Annotated in this window: 20 protein-coding genes; 7 read left to right on the top strand and 13 right to left on the bottom strand. The window is 63.7% G+C overall.

Annotated elements, in window-relative coordinates; all coding sequences use genetic code 11:
* Nucleotides 1-46 precede the first annotated feature (46 nt).
* Nucleotides 47-1297 (bottom strand): Zn-dependent hydrolase, encoded by a 1251-nt coding sequence (locus tag RFN28_RS13110; protein ID WP_320287750.1) that lies wholly within the window; start codon nucleotides 1295-1297, stop codon nucleotides 47-49.
* Between the two features lie 67 nt (nucleotides 1298-1364).
* A complete protein-coding gene (gene aptA, locus RFN28_RS13105) occupies nucleotides 1365-2693 on the bottom strand; it encodes an omega-aminotransferase AptA (RefSeq protein WP_320287749.1) in 1329 nt (442 codons plus the stop codon).
* Nucleotides 2694-2946: 253 nt separating this feature from the next.
* On the opposite strand from aptA, the gene RFN28_RS13100 reads away from it, so the two are divergent.
* Nucleotides 2947-3576, top strand: a complete 630-nt coding sequence (locus tag RFN28_RS13100) for a TetR family transcriptional regulator C-terminal domain-containing protein (protein ID WP_126093035.1) — start codon at nucleotides 2947-2949, stop codon at nucleotides 3574-3576.
* A gap of 304 nt (nucleotides 3577-3880) precedes the next feature.
* On the opposite strand, the gene RFN28_RS13095 is transcribed toward RFN28_RS13100, so the two are convergent.
* Nucleotides 3881-4753 carry a helix-turn-helix transcriptional regulator gene (locus RFN28_RS13095; RefSeq protein ID WP_320287748.1) on the bottom strand — a complete coding sequence of 291 codons (873 nt, stop codon included), beginning with the start codon at nucleotides 4751-4753 and terminating at the stop codon, nucleotides 3881-3883.
* 103 nt (nucleotides 4754-4856) lie between these two features.
* Here RFN28_RS13095 and RFN28_RS13090 point away from each other — a divergent pair, with 103 nt between their 5' ends.
* Both RFN28_RS13090 and RFN28_RS13085 read left to right on the top strand, forming a co-directional pair.
* Nucleotides 4857-5702 (top strand): SDR family oxidoreductase, encoded by an 846-nt coding sequence (locus tag RFN28_RS13090; RefSeq protein WP_320287747.1) that lies wholly within the window; start codon nucleotides 4857-4859, stop codon nucleotides 5700-5702.
* On the top strand, nucleotides 5699-6421 hold the full coding sequence (locus RFN28_RS13085) for an SDR family oxidoreductase (protein WP_320287746.1): 723 nt from the start codon (nucleotides 5699-5701) through the stop codon (nucleotides 6419-6421). The genes RFN28_RS13090 and RFN28_RS13085 overlap by 4 nt, the downstream gene beginning before the upstream one ends.
* 12 nt (nucleotides 6422-6433) lie before the next feature.
* On the opposite strand, the gene RFN28_RS13080 is transcribed toward RFN28_RS13085, so the two are convergent.
* The 6 genes from RFN28_RS13080 to RFN28_RS13055 form a co-directional block, all read right to left on the bottom strand.
* On the bottom strand, nucleotides 6434-6928 hold the full coding sequence (locus RFN28_RS13080; protein ID WP_320287745.1) for a DUF3592 domain-containing protein: 495 nt from the start codon (nucleotides 6926-6928) through the stop codon (nucleotides 6434-6436).
* A 216-nt stretch (nucleotides 6929-7144) separates the two neighbouring features.
* Nucleotides 7145-7603 carry a carboxymuconolactone decarboxylase family protein gene (locus RFN28_RS13075; RefSeq protein WP_320287744.1) on the bottom strand — a complete coding sequence of 153 codons (459 nt, stop codon included), beginning with the start codon at nucleotides 7601-7603 and terminating at the stop codon, nucleotides 7145-7147.
* Between the two features lie 12 nt (nucleotides 7604-7615).
* Nucleotides 7616-8143 carry an RrF2 family transcriptional regulator gene (locus RFN28_RS13070; RefSeq protein ID WP_320287743.1) on the bottom strand — a complete coding sequence of 176 codons (528 nt, stop codon included), beginning with the start codon at nucleotides 8141-8143 and terminating at the stop codon, nucleotides 7616-7618.
* 97 nt (nucleotides 8144-8240) lie between these two features.
* On the bottom strand, nucleotides 8241-9554 hold the full coding sequence (preA, locus tag RFN28_RS13065) for an NAD-dependent dihydropyrimidine dehydrogenase subunit PreA (protein ID WP_320287742.1): 1314 nt from the start codon (nucleotides 9552-9554) through the stop codon (nucleotides 8241-8243).
* A 2-nt stretch (nucleotides 9555-9556) separates the two neighbouring features.
* Nucleotides 9557-10921 carry an NAD(P)-dependent oxidoreductase gene (locus RFN28_RS13060; protein ID WP_320287741.1) on the bottom strand — a complete coding sequence of 455 codons (1365 nt, stop codon included), beginning with the start codon at nucleotides 10919-10921 and terminating at the stop codon, nucleotides 9557-9559.
* A 113-nt stretch (nucleotides 10922-11034) separates the two neighbouring features.
* Nucleotides 11035-11769: a gamma-glutamylcyclotransferase gene (locus RFN28_RS13055; protein WP_320287875.1), complete on the bottom strand. Its 735-nt coding sequence runs from the start codon at nucleotides 11767-11769 to the stop codon at nucleotides 11035-11037.
* A gap of 180 nt (nucleotides 11770-11949) precedes the next feature.
* Between RFN28_RS13055 and RFN28_RS13050 the strand changes: the two genes are divergently transcribed.
* Nucleotides 11950-12720 carry a VOC family protein gene (locus tag RFN28_RS13050; protein ID WP_320287740.1) on the top strand — a complete coding sequence of 257 codons (771 nt, stop codon included), beginning with the start codon at nucleotides 11950-11952 and terminating at the stop codon, nucleotides 12718-12720.
* A 144-nt stretch (nucleotides 12721-12864) separates the two neighbouring features.
* Here the strand turns inward: RFN28_RS13050 and RFN28_RS13045 are convergent, their stop codons facing one another.
* The gene (locus RFN28_RS13045) at nucleotides 12865-13092 is read right to left on the bottom strand and encodes a hypothetical protein (RefSeq protein WP_320287739.1); all 228 of its coding nucleotides are present in this window, start codon (nucleotides 13090-13092) and stop codon (nucleotides 12865-12867) included.
* Nucleotides 13089-13352 carry a hypothetical protein gene (locus RFN28_RS13040; protein ID WP_320287738.1) on the bottom strand — a complete coding sequence of 88 codons (264 nt, stop codon included), beginning with the start codon at nucleotides 13350-13352 and terminating at the stop codon, nucleotides 13089-13091. The genes RFN28_RS13045 and RFN28_RS13040 overlap by 4 nt, the downstream gene beginning before the upstream one ends.
* Nucleotides 13353-13553: 201 nt before the next feature.
* Between RFN28_RS13040 and RFN28_RS13035 the strand changes: the two genes are divergently transcribed.
* On the top strand, nucleotides 13554-13952 hold the full coding sequence (locus RFN28_RS13035) for a DoxX family protein (RefSeq protein ID WP_320287737.1): 399 nt from the start codon (nucleotides 13554-13556) through the stop codon (nucleotides 13950-13952).
* Between the two features lie 21 nt (nucleotides 13953-13973).
* Here RFN28_RS13035 and RFN28_RS13030 read toward each other — a convergent pair whose 3' ends face one another.
* Both RFN28_RS13030 and RFN28_RS13025 read right to left on the bottom strand, forming a co-directional pair.
* Nucleotides 13974-16400 (bottom strand): GcvT family protein, encoded by a 2427-nt coding sequence (locus RFN28_RS13030; protein ID WP_320287736.1) that lies wholly within the window; start codon nucleotides 16398-16400, stop codon nucleotides 13974-13976.
* Between the two features lie 71 nt (nucleotides 16401-16471).
* Nucleotides 16472-18010: a trimethylamine methyltransferase family protein gene (locus RFN28_RS13025; protein WP_320287735.1), complete on the bottom strand. Its 1539-nt coding sequence runs from the start codon at nucleotides 18008-18010 to the stop codon at nucleotides 16472-16474.
* On the opposite strand from RFN28_RS13025, the gene RFN28_RS13020 reads away from it, so the two are divergent.
* Both RFN28_RS13020 and RFN28_RS13015 read left to right on the top strand, forming a co-directional pair.
* The gene (locus RFN28_RS13020) at nucleotides 18009-18200 is read left to right on the top strand and encodes a hypothetical protein (RefSeq protein WP_320287734.1); all 192 of its coding nucleotides are present in this window, start codon (nucleotides 18009-18011) and stop codon (nucleotides 18198-18200) included. The two genes, RFN28_RS13025 and RFN28_RS13020, sit on opposite strands and share 2 nt — an antisense overlap.
* A 21-nt stretch (nucleotides 18201-18221) precedes the next feature.
* A partial coding sequence (locus tag RFN28_RS13015) for a transglycosylase SLT domain-containing protein (RefSeq protein ID WP_320287733.1) occupies nucleotides 18222-18756 on the top strand: 535 nt, incomplete at its 3' end.

The following is an 18756-nucleotide window of genomic DNA, read 5'->3' as shown; positions in this document are numbered from 1 at the left end:
TTTCGCGCTTCTTTGCGAGCGGCTTTTCGAGGTGACGTCTATTCGATCATTCGACGATTCCCGCCGTCTCGACCACCGCATGGAACAGCACGTCGGCGCCGGCCGCCGCCCATTCCTTGGAGATGTCCTCGGCTTCGTTGTGGCTGAGACCGCCGACGCAGGGGCACATGACCATGGTCGTCGGCGCGACCTTGGCCGCCCAGCAGGCGTCGTGGCCGGCGCCAGAGATGATGTTCATGTGGCTGTAGCCGAGCTTCTCGGCCGCCGTGCGCACGCGGCCGACCAGCGTCGGATCGAAGGTCACCGGATCGAAATGGCCGACCGCCTCGACCGCGCATTTCACGCCGAGCGCCTCGCAGATCTTCGGCGCTTCCTTCTCGATGCGGGCGCGCATGCCGTCGAGCTTCGCCTGGTCCGGCGAGCGGATATCGACGGTGAAGATCACCGTGCCCGGCAGCACGTTGCGGGAATTCGGCGAGAACTTCACTTGGCCCACCCCGCCGACGGCGCCCGGCTGGTTCTCCATGGCGACCGTCTGCACCATCTCCAGGATGCGGGCCATGGCCAGCCCGGCATTGACGCGCATGTTCATCGGCGTCGAGCCGGTATGCGCTTCCCTGCCGGTCAGCGTGAACTCCAGCCACCACAGGCCCTGGCAGTGGGTCACCACGCCGATCTGCTTGTTCTCGGCCTCGAGGATCGGCCCCTGCTCGATGTGATATTCGAAATAGGCGTGCATCTTGCGGGCGCCGACCTTCTCGTCGCCGACCCAGCCGATTCGCTTCAACTCGTCGCCGAAGGTCGCGCCCTCCAGATCCTTGCGGCCGTAGGCATAGTCCAGCGTATGAACGCCGGCAAAAACGCCCGAGGCGAGCATGGCCGGTGCGAACCGCGCGCCCTCCTCGTTCGTCCAGTTGGTGACGACGATCGGATGCTTGGTCTTGATGCCGAGATCGTTGAGCGAGCGCACGACCTCAAGCCCGGAAAGCACGCCGAGCACGCCGTCATATTTGCCGCCGGTCGGCTGGGTATCGAGGTGGGAGCCGACATAGACCGGCAGCGCCTCCGGGTCGGTGCCGGCGCGGGTCATGAACATGGTGCCCATCTGGTCCACGCCCATGACGAGCCCCGCCTGATCGCACCAGGACTTGAACAGCTCGCGGCCCTGTTTGTCGGAATCGGTCAATGTCTGGCGATTGTTGCCGCCGGCAACGCCGGGGCCGATCTTCGCCATCTCCATGATGGAATCCCACAAACGGTCTGAATTGATTCGCAGATTCTCGCCTGGGGCGGCCATTCGAAAGTCCTTCCATTTCAGTTCCCGTCGGGCGGCGGTTCCCGTCGCCGCCCGACAGTTTGTCCAACTAGTCTATCGACCTCAGCACGTCCCTAACATGGTCGATCAGTTCGTTGATCTGGCCCTTGGTGATGATCAGCGGCGGCGACAGCGCGATGATGTCGCCGGTGGTGCGGATCAGCGCGCCGCGCTCGAAGGCCTTGACGAAAGCCGAGAAGGCCCGCTTGGTCGGCTGGCCGGCGATCGGCGCCAGCTCGATCGCGCCGATCAGGCCGATATTGCGGATGTCGATCACATGCGGCTCGCCCTTCAGCGAGTGCAGCGCATCTTCCCAGTAGGACGAGAGCTCCTCGCCGCGGGTGAGCAGGCCCTCTTCCTTATAGGTGTCTAAAGTGCCGAGTGCGGCCGCGCAGGCGATCGGGTTGCCCGAATAGGTGTAGCCGTGGAAAAACTCGATCAGATGCTCGGGGCCGGTCATGAAGGCGTCGTGGATTTCCTTCTTGACGAACACCGCGCCCATCGGGATGACGCCGTTGGAAACGCCCTTGGCCGTGGTCATGATATCCGGCGTGACGCCGAAATAGTCCGCGGCGAATGGCGCGCCGAGACGGCCGAAACCGGTGATCACCTCGTCGAAGATCAACAGGATGCCGTGCTTGGTGCAGATCTCGCGCAGCTTCTGCAGATAGCCCTTCGGCGGCAGGATGACGCCGGTAGAGCCCGCGACCGGCTCGACGATGACGGCAGCAATGGTCGAGGCATCATGCAGCGTGACAAGGCGCTCGAGCTCGTTCGCCAGTTCCGCGCCATGGTCGGGCACGCCCTTCGAGAAGGCGTTCTTCTCCGGCAGGTGCGTGTGCGGCAGATGGTCGACGCCGCCGAGCAGCGTGCCGAACATCTTGCGGTTGGCGACGATACCTCCGACCGAAATGCCGCCGAAATTGACGCCGTGGTAGCCGCGCTCGCGGCCGATGAGGCGGGTGCGCGAGCCCTCGCCCCTGACACGATGGTAGGCGAGCGCCATTTTCAGCGCTGTGTCGACCGATTCCGAGCCGGAATTGGTGAAGAAGACGTGGTCCATGCCCTTCGGTGCGATGTCGACCAGGCGGTTCGCCAACTCGAACACGATCGGGTGGCCCATCTGGAAAGCCGGCGCATAGTCGAGCTCCGCGGCCTGGGCCTGGATTGCTTCGGTGATCTTCGGCCGGCAGTGGCCGGCGTTCACGCACCACAGGCCGGCGGTGCCGTCGAGCACCTTGCGGCCGTCACTCGTCGTGTAGTGCATGTCCTTGGCGGACACAAACATGCGCGGCGCCTGCTTGAACTGCCGGTTTGCCGTGAACGGCATCCAGAATGCACTGAGATCGTTCGGCGTGACTTTCAGCCGGTTGGACATGACCAAGACTTCCCCTTGTAACCTGTTTCGGTGCGCTAACGCTTGGTCTTCCCAAGGCTTGGTCTTCGCTGCGTTTTCGTGCTACGCAAATTTTGACCGATTGGACAAACGTTAGCACCGCCCTGTCGGCGGTCAAGGGATTACTAACGGAAATGCCGCATCGAACGCGCGTTCCACAGATCGGAGAAAAACTGGTCCAGAGAATTGGTCCAGATGGCTCCCGCGACGGCGGCCGGCAAGGATGACGGATACGATGGAAGGCTCAGCTCCTCGCCGCACCCGCATCCAGCAGGAAAAGCGCGAACTCATCCTGGAAGCCGCGCTCGAAGTCTTCTCCGCCAACGGTTTTCGCGGCTCGACCATCGACCAGATCGCCGAAGCCGCCGGCATGTCGAAGCCGAACCTTCTCTATTACTTCCGCCGCAAGGAGGACATTCACGAGACGTTGATGCAGCGGCTGCTCGACACGTGGCTGGCGCCGCTCAGGGAACTCGACGACATTGGCGATCCGATGACCGAATTGCGCAGCTACATCCGCCGCAAGCTCGAAATGGCGCGCGACTTCCCGCGCGAAAGCCGGCTCTTCGCCAACGAGATCCTGCAGGGCGCACCTCGCATCATGCCGATGCTGGAGGGCGAGCTTAAAACGCTGGTCGATGAGAAGGCCGCCGTCATCAAGGGCTGGATGCGGGCCGGCAAGATCGCCCGCACCGACCCCTGGCATCTGATCTTCGCGATCTGGGCGACGACGCAGCACTATGCCGATTTCGACGTCCAGGTGCGCGCCGTGCTCGGCCCCGACCGCGGCGGCGATGGCCGCTTCGAGGACGCCGCCAGATTTCTGGAGCAATTGTTCCTGGATGGGTTGAAGCCGAAGGGTTAGCGACTCGTCAAATAGGCTAAAGGAGGGGAGCAACCTGCCAGTCGTCTGGTTGTTGCAACCCGTGGGGATTGGGCGAAGCGTCTAACTTCGTCATCCCAGGGCGGAGCAGCCGCGAAGCGGCGTCGCGGAGACCCTGGGATCCATGCCGTTACCTCATACGTAGAGTGCAGCGGTGCAGAATTCTGGACCGCGGCGGCGCCTAAAGGTCACAGGATCCTCGGGTCTGCGCTGCGTCGCTACGCTCCTTGCTCCGCCCGTGGATGACGAAATGATGAGTGCTGATGAGCACTTCTGCCAACCAACCTTACGCGCTGCGCCGTTCGGCCGGTTGCGCTTCGAGCAGCTTCTTGAGCTTGGCGATCGAGTTCTGCTCAGGCAACGGCGTGTAGACGATCAGCCGCATGTCCGAGCCGTCGTCGATCGACAGGCTCATATGCTCAAAGGCCATCGCGCCCGCCGTGGGATGCCGCACATGCTTCACCCCCGTCAGTCTTCGCGCCACGTCGCGCCTTGGCCACCAGTCGCGGAACTCCGGGCTTGAGCGCATCATGAGCGCGATCAGCCGCTCGAAATCCGGATCGCCGACATATTTGGCGCTCTCGGCGCGAAACGAAGCGAGCACCACGCGGGCGAGTTCTTCCCAGTCGACCAGCAGCCGGCGATGGTGCGGGCTGGTGAACACCAGATGGACGATGTTGCGTGCATCGCCCTCGAGCAGGCCATAGTCGCCGAACACGGCTGCTGCGGCATCGTTCCAGGCCAGCACGTCCCAGCGCCGGCCAACCACATAGGCCGGCTGCAGGACAAGGCTTTGCAGCATATGCAGGAGCGTCCCGTCGACTTTTTCGGGCTCCGGCACGCGGCGCTCGGGCTGCTGGCGGCCGGCGAGGATGAACAGATGCCGCCTCTCGACGGCGTCGAGGCGCAATGCCTCGCAGAGCGCGGTCAGCACCTCGACCGAAGGCCGAACGTCCCTGCCCTGTTCCAGCCAGGTGTACCAGGTGGTGCCGACGCCGGCGATCATCGCCACTTCCTCGCGCCTAAGGCCGGGCGTGCGCCGCCTGGCGCCGGTCGCGATCCCAATTTCCGCAGGCGACAGCCTTTCGCGGCGGGAACGCAGAAAGGCGCCAAGCTCGCGGCGGCGGCTATCCTCAGGGGAATGGGTCACGGCATCCATGAAGTTATTATAGCAGTATCGATACCAGGATAAAGTTTGAACTGTTTGAGGCGCCTGCCGCGCCCCATCTTCCCGTTCAGAGCAACATAAGGAGGCTCTGAACATGGAACTCAGAAACAAGACCGTTCTCGTCACCGGCTCGACCGACGGCGTCGGCCGCGTGGTGGCCGAAAGGCTCGGCGCCGCCGGCGCCCGCGTGCTGGTGCATGGCCGCGACCAAGCTCGCGGCAAGGCGACAGTCGCCGCCATCGAAGCCAAAGGCGGCAAGGCCGAATTTCTCGCCGCCGACCTCGCTTCGCTCGCCGACGTGCGCCGTCTCGCAGACGCCGTGCGCGCAAGAACCGACCGGCTCGACATATTGATCAACAATGCCGGCGTCGGCACCGGCGGCCAGGGCGCGAAAAGGCAGGTGAGCGCCGACGGCTATGAGTTGCGCTTCGCCGTCAATTATCTCGCCGGCTTCCTGCTGACGTCGGAGCTGCTGCCGCTGCTTAAGGCAAGCGCGCCGGCGCGCACCGTCAATGTCGCCTCGGCCGGACAGCAAGCGATCGATTTCGACGACGTGATGCTGACGCACGGCTATAGCGGCGTGCGCGCCTATTGCCAGAGCAAGCTGGCGCAGATCCTGTTCACCGTCGACCTGGCCGAACAGCTCAAGGGCACCGGCGTCACCGTCAACGCGCTCCATCCGGCAAGCTACATGGACACCACCATGGTCCGGCAGGCCGGCATCACACCGTGGAACTCGGTCGAGACCGGCGCCGAAGCCATCCTCAACCTCGCGGCCTCGCCGGCCCTCGAAGGACGCAGCGGCCTCTATTTCGACGGCCAGCGGGAATCGCGCGCCGATGCGCAGGCCTACGACGAAAAAGCCCGCCGCCAGTTGCGGGCGCTCAGCCTCGAACTGACCGGACAATCTTCCGCGACATCCAGGGAACAGCGTTCATGAGCGACAATATCGAACATTGCGTGATCATCGGCGGCTCGTCCGGCATTGGCCTTACCACGGCCAAACGGCTGGTCAGCCCGACGATGAAAGTGACGATCACCGGCCGCAACGAGGAGAAGCTCAAAAGCGCATGGAAGAGCCTTGGCGGCACCGTCGGCAAGGCCGCTTTCGACGCGAGCAGGCCGGACGAGGTCCGCCGCTTCTTCGACGATCTCGGGCCGTTCGACCACCTCGTTCTGGCGGCGAGCGGCGGCAAGGGGCTTGGGCCGTTCGCGACCCTCGACCTTGCCGACATCGGCAGCGGCGTCGACGAGAAGATCAAGCCGCAGCTGACCTGCCTGCAGGCGGCCCTGCCGACCTTGAGCAAGACCGGGTCGGTCACCTTCATTTCGGCCGTCTCGGCGCAGCTCGCGACGCCTGGCGTCGCCGGCATCGGCGCCATCAACGGCATGCTGCTCACCGTGGCGCCGATCCTCGCGGTCGAGCTGAAGCCGCTGCGCGTCAACGTCGTGGCGCCCGGCGTTATCGATACGCCCTGGTGGGACTTTCTGCCGGACGCGCAGCGCCAGACGGTCTTTGCCGAATATGCCGGCAAGACGCCGGTCGGCCGTATCGGCCGCGCCGAAGACGTTGCCGACGCGATCGCCTTCCTGGTCTCCAATGGCTTCATGACCGGCCAGGTGCTGACCTGCGACGGCGGTCTGCGCTTTGCCGCCTGAACGGCGAATAGATCAATTGGAAATGAGGCCGGGCAAGAAGGCGAGTGCCATCAGCCCCGCAACAACCGCATACCAGACAATCAGGTGGACCGTCTTCATCAGCGGGCGGCCCATCTCGCGTGCCCGCTTCGGGTGAAAGGGATCGTACATCACCTCGACCGGTGCGCCGACACTCCTGGTCGTTCTGTTGACCGGCAGATGCGACTCGAAGCGCCATATCTTGCCCAGCCGGTCGGCGAATTCGATGATCGGCGTATCCGGCCCGTCGCTCGACTTGTCGATGCCGACCACCTTGCCGGTGGCAACGGCGCCGCGCCGCCTGAGCACGATGTCGCCATAGGTTTGTATGGCGACCACCGTCAGAAAGAAGACGCCGCACAGGAAGCACCATATCTGAATGTCGCTCGGATGCCCGCCAAGGGCTTCGGCAACAGCCCGAAACGGAAACAGCGCCTGACGGAAGGCTTCCGAAACACGGGCCCAGAACGTAGTCCAGCTCTGCTCCATGAACGCTCCGACGGGCGAACCTGCATTTGCTAATACAGGACAATCGCGACAGAGCGATTAACGCCGCGCCATCAAATCCGCCGGCCGGCAGTCAGGCATTGTGCGCGATCAGCGCCCGGCAAACAGAATCTCGTTCTGAAAATTCTCGAACATGTTATTGATCTCGCAAATGAAAGCCGCGCGGAGCGTTTTACCGATCCGCGCGACCGCTGATGCTCAAGCAGCCTTGGCGGCCGGCATCGGATGGATGGCGTGAAAGGACACGCAGAGCCGGTTCCAGGTGTTGATCATGCCGATCACCACCGTCAGCTTGACCAGTTCCTCCTCCGAGAAATGCTCCAGTGTCCGGGCGTAGAGATCGTCCGGAACGCCGTTGTCGGAGATGTTCGTCACCTTCTCGGTCCAGGCAAGCGCAGCGCGCTCGCGCTCGGAAAACAGCGGCGACTCCTTCCAGGCGGCGACCAGATAGAGCCGGGTCTCGGTCTCGCCGTCGCGCCGGGCCTCGCGGCTGTGCATCTCGACGCAATAGGAGCAGCCATTGATCTGCGACGCCCGGAGCTTGATGAGGTGCATCAGGCTTTTCTCCAGCCCGCACTCCTCCACGGCCTTGTTGAGCGCCATCACTGCCTTCATGATTTCAGGCGCCTTGGCGAAGAACTGCAGCCTCTGTTTCATTTCACTTACCTTTCACGCTTTGCTTGGTTGGGAGCTTGATTGAACTTTCTGCGGCCGCTGGCGGCGCTCGACGAAGGCGCAGCTTGCAGCGACCGTGCGGGGATCGGCGTCGTTCATGAAATCGGCGACGATGTCGGAGAGCGTCGCCTCGGCAAGAGCGGCGCGATAGGCGCGCTCGGCCTTCAGCATCGCGGCATTGATGCCGCATGGTTTCACGTAGGCGGAGGCGTCGAGCTTGACCGGACCGCGCTGGCGGATCTCGCCGCAGCGGAAGGCAGGCTCCCTGCCCTCGACCGCAAGCACGATGTCGAGCAGCGTGATGCGCTCGGCAGGCCGCGCCAGCCTGTAGCCGCCGGCGGGTCCCGGCACCGATTCCAGGATGCGCGCCGTCGTCAGCTGATTGAGATGTTTCAAGAGATAGCTCGGCGACAGGCCGAAGGCCTCGGCCATGGCTGCGCCCGACATGGTGCTGTTGCCGTCGACGCCGGCAAGCATGGCGGCGCAGTGGATCGCCGCTTCGACGCCCTCTCCCAGTTTCATGGCCTGCCACTCCTATTCATGGATATTTTTTATCCACAATAGAGCAAACAGAAAACGGCGCCGGAGGGCGCCGTTTTCTGTTCGAATGCCTGTTCCCTTACTCCGCCGCCACCTTGGCCATCGGATTGTTCGGATGCGTCGTCCAGTTGGCATAGATCGGCGATACCGGCTTGCCGGTGCGCTGGTCCACCGAGCCTGCCGCCAGCGGCTCCATGGTGATGCAGCCCTCGACCGGGCAGACATTGACGCAAAGATTGCAGCCGACGCATTCGGCCTCGATCACCTCGAAATGCCTGACACCGTCGACCATGCTGGTGATCGCCTGGTGCGAGGTGTCCTCGCAGGCGATGTGGCAGCGGCCGCATTTGATGCAGGCGTCCTGGTCGATATGCGCCTTGGCGACGTAGTTGAGGTTGAGATATTGCCAGTCGGTGACGTTGGGCGTGGCGCGGCCGATGATGTCGGAGAGCGAGGCGTGGCCCTTCTCGTCCATCCAGTTCTCCAGCCCCGCGATCATCTCCTGCACGATCTTGAAGCCGTAGGTCATCGCCGCCGTGCAGACCTGCACGTTGCCGGCGCCGAGCGCCATGAATTCGGCAGCATCCCGCCAGGTGGTGATGCCGCCGATGCCGGAGATCGGCAGGCCATGCGTTTCCGGATCGCGCGCGATCTCGGCCACCATGTTCATCGCGATCGGCTTGACCGCCGGACCGCAATAGCCGCCATGCGAGCCCTTGCCGTCGATGGTCGGCTGTGGTGCGAAACTGTCGAGATCGACGCCGGTGATCGAGTTGATGGTGTTGATCAGCGACACCGCGTCGGTGCCGCCGGCCTTCGCCGCCCTTGCCGGCTTGCGGATATCGGTGATGTTGGGCGTCAGCTTGGTAATGACGGGCATGCGGGTGTACTGCTTGCACCAGCGCACCACCATCTCGATATATTCCGGCACCTGGCCGACAGCCGAGCCCATGCCGCGCTCGCTCATGCCGTGCGGGCAGCCGAAATTGAGCTCGATGCCGTCGGCGCCGGTCTCTTCGACCAGCGGCAGGATCGCCTTCCAGCTCTCTTCCACGCAAGGCACCATGATCGAGGCGACAAGCGCCCGGTCCGGCCAGTTCATCTTCACCTGCTTCATCTCGCGCAGATTGGTCTGCAGGTCGCGGTCGGTGATCAGCTCGATGTTGTTCAGGCCGAGCAGGCGTCGGTCGGCGCCCCAGATCGCGCCGTAGCGCGGGCCGTTGACGTTGACGACCGGCGGGCCTTCTTCGCCCAGCGTCTTCCACACCACGCCGCCCCAGCCGGCCTTGAAGGCGCGCTCGACATTATAGGCCTTGTCGGTCGGCGGCGCGGAGGCGAGCCAGAACGGATTGGGCGACTTGATGCCGACAAAAGTGTTGCGGATGTCTGCCATGCTCATGCCCTCCCGTTAGAGGTCAGTGCCCGGTGGATCGATTCGGCGGCGTCGCGGCCCTGCGCCACGGCCGAGACGGTCAGGTCGTCGCCGCCGAAAATGCAGTCGCCGCCCGCCCAGACTTTCGCCAGCGAGGTGCGGCCTTCCGCATCGACCTTGATGCGACCGCCTTCGAGCGCGATCGAGGCGACGCTGCCATTGAGCACCGCGGGCGTAAAGCTCTGGCCGATCGCCTTGAACACCTGGTCGGCGGCGAGCGTAAGCCGCTCGCCTGTACCGGCAAGCTTGCCGTCATTGATCGAGGTGTATTCGAGCTCGATCGCAGACACCTTGCCGTTTTCGGCAATGACGCGCTTCGGCTGCAGCCAGTGGCGGATGGTGACGCCGTTGGCGGCGGCCAGATCCTGCTCGAAGCCGGAGGAGTTCATGTGCTCCTGCCCGCGCCGGTAGCAAATCGTCACCTCCTCGGCGCCGAGCAGCTTCGACTGCACCGCGGCGTCGATCGCCGTCATGCCGCCGCCGATGACGACGACGCGCCGGCCGACCGGCAGGCTGGCAAGGTCGCTCGCCTGCCTGAGCTCGGCGATGAACTCGACCGCGTTGGCGACACCGTCCGCGTCCTCGCCTTCGGCGCTGAGCGCGTTGACGCCGCCGAGCCCGAGGCCAAGGAACACCGCGTCATAGTTCCGGATCAGGTCGGAAAGCTGGAAGTCGCGGCCGAGCGCCTTGCCGTGCTGGATGTCGATGCCGCCGATCGAGGTCACATAGTCGACCTCGGCCTGGGCGAAATCGTCGACGCTCTTATAGGCGGCGATGCCGTATTCGTTGAGGCCGCCGGCCTTCGGCCGCGCCTCGAGTATCGTCACATCATGGCCGTGACGCGCGAGGCGATGCGCCGCCGCGAGACCCGAAGGTCCGGCGCCGACCACGGCAACCGATTTTCCGGTCGGCTCGGCGCGCTTGTAGAACTGCTTGCCTTCATCCATCGCGGCGTCGGTCGCGTAGCGCTGCAGCCGGCCGATCTGCACCGGTTTGCCTTCCGCCACCTCGCGCACGCAGACCTCTTCGCAGAGCGTCTCGGTCGGGCAGACGCGGGCGCACATGCCGCCGAGGATGTTCTGGTCGAAGATGGTCTTGGCCGAGCCCAGCGGATTGCCGGTCGCGATCTGCCGGATGAACATCGGGATGTCGATCGAGGTCGGGCAGGCATTCATGCACGGCGCGTCGTAGCAGAAGTAGCAGCGATCGGCCTCGACCAGCGCCTCGTGGTGATCGAGCGGCGGATGCAGATCGGAAAAATTGTCGGCATATTGCTCGGCCGACAGCCTTCCGCCGGCGATGCCTTCGATGAAATGACCAGTCGCCATTCCAGTTCCCCTTGTTTTGTTTTGGGGAAGGCTAGCACGTTTTATTTTTTTATCAATTGGTCAATTTTCGACCAAGTCGCTGTAATGGCTGGATAAAAACTTGATAATTGTAGTCATATTATAGCGGCGACTGTTGTCTCCGACGGCTCACCGCTTCCAATCCTGTGGCCATGGATCGACCTGATCTCATCGGCGACCAGCTCCTGCAGCCGCCACAGATTGCGGTCGTGGATGCCGAATGTCTCGAGGTGGCTGACAGTGTTGTGGAGATACTCCGCGCCGGAGCCGACATGGCCGCACGCGCGTGCCAGCACCCATGCCACCTTCTCCAGCGGCTGTCCGAGAGATGTGCCCCTGCCGCTGACGCCGACCCAGAAACCAAGCGCTCGCAATGACCCTTGCATCGTGCGCACCGGAACCCATCTGACGGCGCTGACAGCCTCGTGATCGTCGATTTCACGCCGCAGCAGTCTCTCGATCTGGGCAGGCTTCTCGCCCTCGGGCAGACGGTAGATCACGCCGTCGCAACGGCCGCCGCGTTCGAGCGCCATCATCAGGCCCGGCTGCTCGGCGCTGCCCCTCCAGCGCACCAGGTCCAGGCAGAAAGACCGGTGCCAGCCATAGGCGGAGGCGCGCCGCTGCTCGACGGATTCGAAGGCCGGCTTCCAGATCAGCGAGCCATAGGCGAACACCCAGAGCGGCCCCTCGTCGGCTTCGGCCGACAGGCGCAAGGCAAGCGTGCGGAAATCGTCGTCATTCAACTGCGTCCATTCCCCGCTCGGGCCAGGATCGGCCTCCTCCCTGTGGCACAGAGCGACAAGCTCAGGCGTGAGCGACATTCGACGGATGGAAAACAAGAGCCCCTCTTTCAGGGACAGCAAAGTCGAAAACCGCGGGACACGCAAGATCGCAGGCTCAGCGCCTTGCCGTTCTCGATTTCTGGACCAGATGTCGGATTTCTGTCGCGGAGATCGTCTTACGATGGATCGAACCGCGATCGCTGCCTGAACCCGGTGAGGAGACTGACCATGCCGAATTCCCCTTTCTTTTGGTACGAACTGATGACCACCGACCTCGACGCCGCCGAGGACTTCTATACCGCCGTTGTCGGGTGGAGGGCCGAGCCCTTCGACAAGACGCCGGGCATGCCGCGCTACATTGTGATGAATTCCGGAGAGCGCGGCGTCGGCGGGCTGATGACGATGCCGGAGGATGCCGCGAAGATGGGGATGCCGCCGGCATGGCTCGGCTACATCCACACCAAGGATGTCGATGCCTCGACGAAGGCCCTGCAGGAAGCGGGTGGCACTGTCCACCGTGCGCCGGACGACATTCCAAGCGTCGGTCGCTTCGCCGTCGTTGCCGACCCACAGGGCGCGACCTTCATGCTCCTGCAGCCCAACGGCCCAGACCAACCGCCGGTGCCGGCCACCACGCCAGGGCATATCGGCTGGCATGAGCTTTACACATCGGATTGGAAAGCGGCTTTCGACTTCTATTCGGGCCAGTTCGGCTGGGAGAGCGCCGGCGAGTTCGACATGGGCGAGATGGGCATCTACAAGACCTTCACCGCAGGGCCGGAATCGGGCGGCGGCATGATGAACAAGCCGCCGCAGATCCCGGTCCCGGTCTGGCAGTTCTATTTCAACGTCGACGCCATCGATGCCGCCGCCAAGCGCGTGACCGACAATGGCGGCAAGATCCTGATGGGACCGATGGAAGTGCCGAGTGCGCAGTGGGTGGTCCAATGTCAGGACCCGCAGGGCGCGCATTTCGCTCTGCTCGCCCCGGTTCGGTAACAACATCGCGTCGCGATTGGCGAAACCGGCGGCAACAGCTGTTCTCCCCTCGCGGCCACATCGCGGGGGATGTCCGGCCACCCTCCGCAGCCGCTGCGGAAGACCGGCAGGACAGTGATGGCGCTGTCCCGCGGACATTACCGTCTACTCCGGCGTCAGCACCGCCACTTTGAGGTCGGCCTTCTTGGCCCCGCTGAGTTGAACAGTCGCCGGACCAGCGGATAGTTTGAAACGCACGCTCTTGCGAATTCCCGGGCAGGTCTTCACGCCGCTGAAACCCGCCGACTTCACGGCGTGGCCATCTTGCACGACATCGATCCAGGCCTCATCCGACAGGCTGAACTGAAGCTCGCCTTCAGGTGGCACGATCACGCTTGCCGTCGCGCCGAACGTGCCGGCTGCCGGTGCGCGTTGCGGTGCACTTCAAAGCTGATCGTGTCGACCGCTGCGAGTGTGAATTCCATCGCTTGCCCGACTGTCAGGGCAGCGCCGGACTGCGCGGCGGGCGCAGTCGGAAACAGGGCCTGCTCGCGTGTCATCGGCCATTTGAAGCCATCACAACCGGCGTCGCCGGCGATGGCGAAGCTCGTGCCTGCAAGGAATGCGAATAGGCTGATAGCGGCTTTCTTCATGGCAAAGGTGACCCAGACAGTTTGGAGTAGTGCACACTGATACAACCATAGCGATACAAATGCAACCAGTGAGGGAATAGAACACGTGAACTGAGGAACCTTTCCATCACCGATTGTTGATGGCAGGCCTTAGGAAGTGAATGGTCCATTGTCGGGCGATAATCTATGGCCGGTGCCGAAGGGGGTAAAATGGAGTTCTAGATGAAGCTTTTCCAAAGCCTTGCCCAATACCGTCCGCAGCTGCTGGGCGTGCTGCGCATCATGACGGCGTTGCAGTTCATCGAGCACGGCACCCAGAAACTGTTCAATTTTCCTCCCGGCGCCCATGCCGAAGCCCTGAGCGGACTTGCACTGACATCCGCGATCCTCGAATTTGCCGGCGGCGTCCTGCTGGCGTTGGGGCTCTTCACGCGCCCGGTGGCGTTCCTGCTCTGCGGCGAGATGGCGGTCGCCTATTTCATGGTGCACATGCCGCGCAACTTCTTTCCAGCCAACAATGGCGGCGACGCAGCCATCCTGTTCTGCTTCGTCTTCCTTTATCTCTTCTTTGCCGGCCCGGGCTCCTTCGCGCTGGACAATCGCGACAACGCCAACGCCTGACAGCCGGGCGCGCGCCTGCGTTCAGGCGCGCATCCGCTCGAAATTGGCATCGAAGAGCGGCGCCGTCTGCACTCGCGCGGCATGGCGCTTGCCAAGAATCTCGATCTCAAAGCCGTCCGGTCTGTCGGCGATCTCCTTCGGCACATAACCCATCGCGACCGATTTCTTCGAATTGTGGGCATAACCGCCGGACGTGACCCAGCCGCGCACGATGCCGTCATGCCAGATCGCCTCGTCGCCGATGACATCGGCGTCGGTGGCGTCGACGATGAAGGCACGCAGCCTCAGCTTGCCGCCATTCTTACGCTCGGCAAGGGCCGCTTCCTTGCCGATGAAATCCGCCTCCTTGCCATAGGCGACGAAACGGTCGAGCCCGGCCTCGACCGGTCCGTAGATCGGCCGGTATTCGCGCGCCCATGAGCCGTAGTTCTTTTCGAGCCTGAGCGCATTGAGCGCGCGCGAGCCGAGCAGGCCGATGTCGAATTCCTCGCCTGCTGCCGTCAGCGCCTGGTAGGCGGCGCGCTGATATTCCGGCGCCACCCAAATCTCATAGCCGAGGTCGCCGGTGTAACTCACGCGGCCGACCAGGCAGGGCGCCATGCCGATATCCATCCTGGCCACCGCCATGAAGGGGAACGCGGTGTTGGAGACATCGGCGCGGGTGACCTTGGCCAGCACCTCCCTCGCCTTCGGGCCGGCGATGGCGAGACCGGTGAGCTTCTGCCCCAGCGTTTCGATTTGCACCGAGCCGTCCCTGGGCAGATGCGCCTCGAACCAGCGCATATGGTACTGCTCGGCAATGCCGGAGCCGGCGATGAACCACTCGCCGCCCCCGATATTGGCGAGCGTGAAGTCGCCGATCAGCTTGCCGTCTTCCTTCAGCATCGGCGCCAGCGTCATGCGGCCGGGCTTGGGCAGTTTGCAGGCGAGCACCCGGTCGAGCCAAGCTGCCGCCCCCTCGCCGGTGACCTTGTATTTGGCGAAGCTCGAAATCTCCGACAGGCCGACGCCGTCGCGAACGGCCGCCACCTCCCTGGCGACATGATCGAAATCGCTCGAGCGCCGCCACGAGAACTCGTCCTTGACGCCTTCGGGCGCATACCAGAGCGGCACCTCCAGCCCATAGGCCACGCCCCACTGCGCGCCCCTGGCCGACAGCGTGTCGTAGACCGGCGTCGTCTTGAGCGGACGTCCGGCGGGCAGTTCCTCGTTCGGGAAGCGGATCGAGAAGCGGCGCGAATAGTTCTCGCGCACCTTGGCGTTGGTGTAGGCCATCGTTGCCCAGTCGCCGTAGCGCGCAACGTCCATCGCCCAGATGTCGGCGCCCGGATCGCCCTCGATCATCCAGTTGGAAAGCGCCAGGCCAACGCCGCCGCCTTGGCTGAAACCCGCCATGACGCCGCAGGCGACCCAGAAGCCCGGCAAGCCGCGCACCGGGCCGACAAGCGGATTGCCGTCCGGCGCGAAGGTGAAGGGGCCGTTGATGATCTGCTTGATGCCGGTCTTCTGGAAGGCAGGGAAATGGCGGAAGCCGACTTCCAGCGACGGCGCGATGCGGTCGATGTCTGGCTCCAGCAGCTCATGACCGAAATCCCATGGTGTCTGGAACTCGGACCAGGGCTTGTTGGCCTTCTCGTAAGTGCCCATCAGCATGCCGCCGCGCTCCTGGCGCAGATAAAGCTCACCGTCGAAGTCGACGGCGTGGATGATCTCGGTGCCGGTCTTCTTGTTCCAGTCGGCGACCTCGGGCATGTCCTCGGTGATCAGGTACATGTGCTCCATCGCCAGCACCGGCAGTTCGAGCCCGACCATGCGGCCAACCTCGCGCGCCCACAGCCCGCCGGCATTGACGACATGCTCGGCCACTACCTCGCCCTTGTTGGTGATGACGCGCCACAACCCGTCGGGGCGGCGCACGATATCCTCGACCTTGGTGAAGCGCTCAACCTCGGCGCCAAGCTTGCGCGCGGCCTTGGCATAGGCATGCGTCACGCCCGACGGATCGAGATGGCCGTCCTCCTTGTTGCGCACCGCGCCGACGAATTGCTTCGGATCGAGGAGCGGCATCAGTTCGGCCGCCTCCTTCGCCGAGATCACCTCGAGATCGATGCCGAGATAACGGCCTTTCGAGACGACGCCGCGCAGCCAGTCGAGCCGCGCCTCGGTCGCTGCCAGAAGCACGCCACCGGTGAGATGCACGCCGGTCGCCTGGCCAGACAGCTCCTCGATCTCCTTGTAGAGCGAGATCGTATATTTCTGCAGCTTGGCGACGTTGGGGTCGCCATTGATGGTGTGCATGCCGCCGGCCGCATGCCAGGTCGAGCCCGAGGTCAACTCATCGCGCTCCAGAAGCACGACATCGGTCCAGCCATGGCGGGCAAGATGGAACAGCACGGAACATCCGACGACACCGCCGCCGATGACTACGACCTTTGCATGCGACTTCATGGGTTCTTCTCGTTATTTCAATGAGTTGAGCGTTCAAAGCGAATCGGAATGGGAGATAAACCGGCCAGGCATCACGGCTCGCCCTGCCCGATCGCTTCCTTGCGGCGCGCGATATAGGCTTCGAGCGCCTCGCGCACGGCGGGGTCCATGGCCGGCTGCACATATTCCTCCAGCGCCTTCTGCCAGAGCCGAGTCGCGCGTGCCGTCGTGTCGAGCGCGCCGGCTTCCTGCCAGGCCTCGTAGTTCTGCCAGTTGGAAAGCATGGGCTGATAGAAGGCGGTGGCGTAGCGTTCCAACGTATGCGGCTCGCCGAAGAAATGGCCGCCGGTCGGCACCGCGCCCAGCGCCTCCACCGCAAGCTCCCCTTCATCGACCACGATCGGCCGCAGGAATTCCATCATATGCTGGATCATCTCGACATCGATGATGAGCTTCTCGAACGATGCCGTCAGCCCGCCTTCCTGCCAGCCGGCTGCATGGTAGACGAGGTTGCCGTGACCGAGCACCGCGCCCCATAGCGCCATCAACGTCTCATAGGCGCCTTGCGCATCCGCGGCGTTGGAAGCCGAACCCGGCGTCGTTCGGTACGGCAGCTTATAGCACCGCGCCAATTGCCCGGAGGCGATGTTGGCCTTGGTGTTCTCCGGCGTGCCGAAGGCCGGCGCGCCTGACTTCATGTCGACATTGGAAGTGAAGGCGCCATACATGACCGGCGCGCCCGGCCGCACAAGCTGGGTCAGCACAATGCCGAACAGCGCCTCGGCATTCTGCTGCGCCAACGCGCCGGCCAGCGTCACCGGGCTCATCGCCCCCATCAGCGTGAACGGTGTCACTGCCACCGACTGGCCGTATTCGGCCATGGTCATCAACCCTTCGGCCATCATCTCGTCGAAGCGTCGCGGCGAATTGACCGAGATGATGGTGGTGACGCCGGGATCCTCCGACATCTGCTCCAGCGTCAACCCGCGCGAGATCGCCATCATCTCGATGCCGTCAAGCGCCCTGCCGCGGCCGATCGCCGAGACGTGGAAGCATTTGTCGGTCAGTGTCAGGTTGGCGAAATAGGTGTCGAGATGGCGCGAATTGGCCGGCAATTCGATCGGCGCGCAGACCTGGTTGCCCAGCATGTGGATGCAGTTGAAATGCTGCGCCAGCCGGACGAGGTCCGAGTAGTCGCCGAGATTGCCCGCGCGGCGCCCGCGTTCCATGTCGTGCACGTTGGGCGGCCCGGCCACCAGCGTGAAGTTGATGGTGTTGCCGCCGAGATGGATGGCGCGGGCCGGGTTGCGTGGAGTAAGCGTATAGCTGGCGCGCGTCGTCTTCAGCGCTTCGTCGACCATGCCGCGGTCGAGGCGCACATTCATCGAGCCGCGATCGACCTTGGCGCCGGCACGCTCGAACAGCGAGAGCGCCCGCTGACTCATCACCTCGATGCCGAAATTCTCGAGGATATGCATCGAGGCCTGATGGATGGCTTCGATCTGATCGGCCGAAAGCACCGCCATCGGCGGATAGGGATTCACCACGCGCCGCAGCGGCAGTTGCGGGATGGCGGTCGCCCCCCGGTTGCTGGTCCTCTCCGCGCCGCGCCTTCGTCTTGGTTCTGTCATGCGCCCATCAGAGCGTCAGCCGCGCGCGGCAGCTGTCAGGAATTCGTCATTTGCCGGCGTGATTTTAGCCAAGGCGGCATTTTTCGAAATCGACAAAGAGAAAAACGACGTAGACAGTCGGAATATCGACAGGCAGTTTTTCTACGCGCAGGCGCAGACGTTAAGGAAGCTCGCAAGAATCCTTTTATGATTTCGGCCTATTCGTTTTCCAATGCGTAGGTCGAGTTTTAGTAAAATTGTCGCTGTCTCCGTGCTGCTGGCGCTTTCGGCCTGCGCGACGGCGCCCAGCCATATCAACAATGTCTGCGCCGTCTTCGACCAGAATGACGGCTGGTTCGACAACTGGCAGTCCTCCGCCGAGCGCACCGAGCGGAAATACGGCATTCCCGTTCCGGTGCTGATGGCGACCGTGCGCAAGGAGTCCGGCTTCAAGAGCAACGCCCGGCCGCCGCGCACCAAGCTGCTCGGCTTCATTCCCTGGACGCATGTCTCCAGCGCCGCCGGTTACTCGCAGGCGCTCGACGGCACCTGGTCGCAATATCAGATGGAGACCGGCAACTGGGGGGCGCGCCGCAGCCGTTTCGCCGACGCCATCGATTTCGTCGGCTGGTACCACTCCAAGACCGCAGACACCTTCGGCGTCGCCCGCAACGACACCTACAATCTCTATCTCGCCTATTATCTCGGCTGGTCGGCCTACGGCCGCGGCAATCGCGGCGACGCCGGCGTGCAGAACTACGCGCGCG

Source organism: Mesorhizobium album (genome assembly GCF_033977205.1).
Taxonomy (GTDB): domain Bacteria; phylum Pseudomonadota; class Alphaproteobacteria; order Rhizobiales; family Rhizobiaceae; genus Mesorhizobium; species Mesorhizobium album.
Note: the sequence above shows the minus strand (reverse complement) of the source record. Positions and strands in the feature narration are given on the sequence as shown.

Excerpts from the sequence above, each read along its gene's own strand:
- RFN28_RS13070 (WP_320287743.1), bottom strand. The coding sequence starts at position 8,143 with ATGAAACTGGGAGAGGGCGTCGAAGCGGCGATCCACTGCGCCGCCATG.
- RFN28_RS13075 (WP_320287744.1), bottom strand. The coding sequence starts at position 7,603 with ATGAAACAGAGGCTGCAGTTCTTCGCCAAGGCGCCTGAAATCATGAAG.
- RFN28_RS13085 (WP_320287746.1), top strand. The coding sequence starts at position 5,699 with ATGAGCGACAATATCGAACATTGCGTGATCATCGGCGGCTCGTCCGGC.
- RFN28_RS13025 (WP_320287735.1), bottom strand. The coding sequence starts at position 18,010 with ATGACAGAACCAAGACGAAGGCGCGGCGCGGAGAGGACCAGCAACCGG.
- RFN28_RS13060 (WP_320287741.1), bottom strand. The coding sequence starts at position 10,921 with ATGGCGACTGGTCATTTCATCGAAGGCATCGCCGGCGGAAGGCTGTCG.
- RFN28_RS13080 (WP_320287745.1), bottom strand. The coding sequence starts at position 6,928 with ATGGAGCAGAGCTGGACTACGTTCTGGGCCCGTGTTTCGGAAGCCTTC.
- RFN28_RS13095 (WP_320287748.1), bottom strand. The coding sequence starts at position 4,753 with ATGGATGCCGTGACCCATTCCCCTGAGGATAGCCGCCGCCGCGAGCTT.
- RFN28_RS13040 (WP_320287738.1), bottom strand. The coding sequence starts at position 13,352 with ATGAAGAAAGCCGCTATCAGCCTATTCGCATTCCTTGCAGGCACGAGC.
- RFN28_RS13090 (WP_320287747.1), top strand. The coding sequence starts at position 4,857 with ATGGAACTCAGAAACAAGACCGTTCTCGTCACCGGCTCGACCGACGGC.
- RFN28_RS13100 (WP_126093035.1), top strand. The coding sequence starts at position 2,947 with ATGGAAGGCTCAGCTCCTCGCCGCACCCGCATCCAGCAGGAAAAGCGC.
- RFN28_RS13050 (WP_320287740.1), top strand. The coding sequence starts at position 11,950 with ATGCCGAATTCCCCTTTCTTTTGGTACGAACTGATGACCACCGACCTC.
- aptA (WP_320287749.1), bottom strand. The coding sequence starts at position 2,693 with ATGTCCAACCGGCTGAAAGTCACGCCGAACGATCTCAGTGCATTCTGG.
- RFN28_RS13020 (WP_320287734.1), top strand. The coding sequence starts at position 18,009 with ATGCGCCCATCAGAGCGTCAGCCGCGCGCGGCAGCTGTCAGGAATTCG.
- RFN28_RS13035 (WP_320287737.1), top strand. The coding sequence starts at position 13,554 with ATGAAGCTTTTCCAAAGCCTTGCCCAATACCGTCCGCAGCTGCTGGGC.
- preA (WP_320287742.1), bottom strand. The coding sequence starts at position 9,554 with ATGGCAGACATCCGCAACACTTTTGTCGGCATCAAGTCGCCCAATCCG.
- RFN28_RS13030 (WP_320287736.1), bottom strand. The coding sequence starts at position 16,400 with ATGAAGTCGCATGCAAAGGTCGTAGTCATCGGCGGCGGTGTCGTCGGA.
- RFN28_RS13110 (WP_320287750.1), bottom strand. The coding sequence starts at position 1,297 with ATGGCCGCCCCAGGCGAGAATCTGCGAATCAATTCAGACCGTTTGTGG.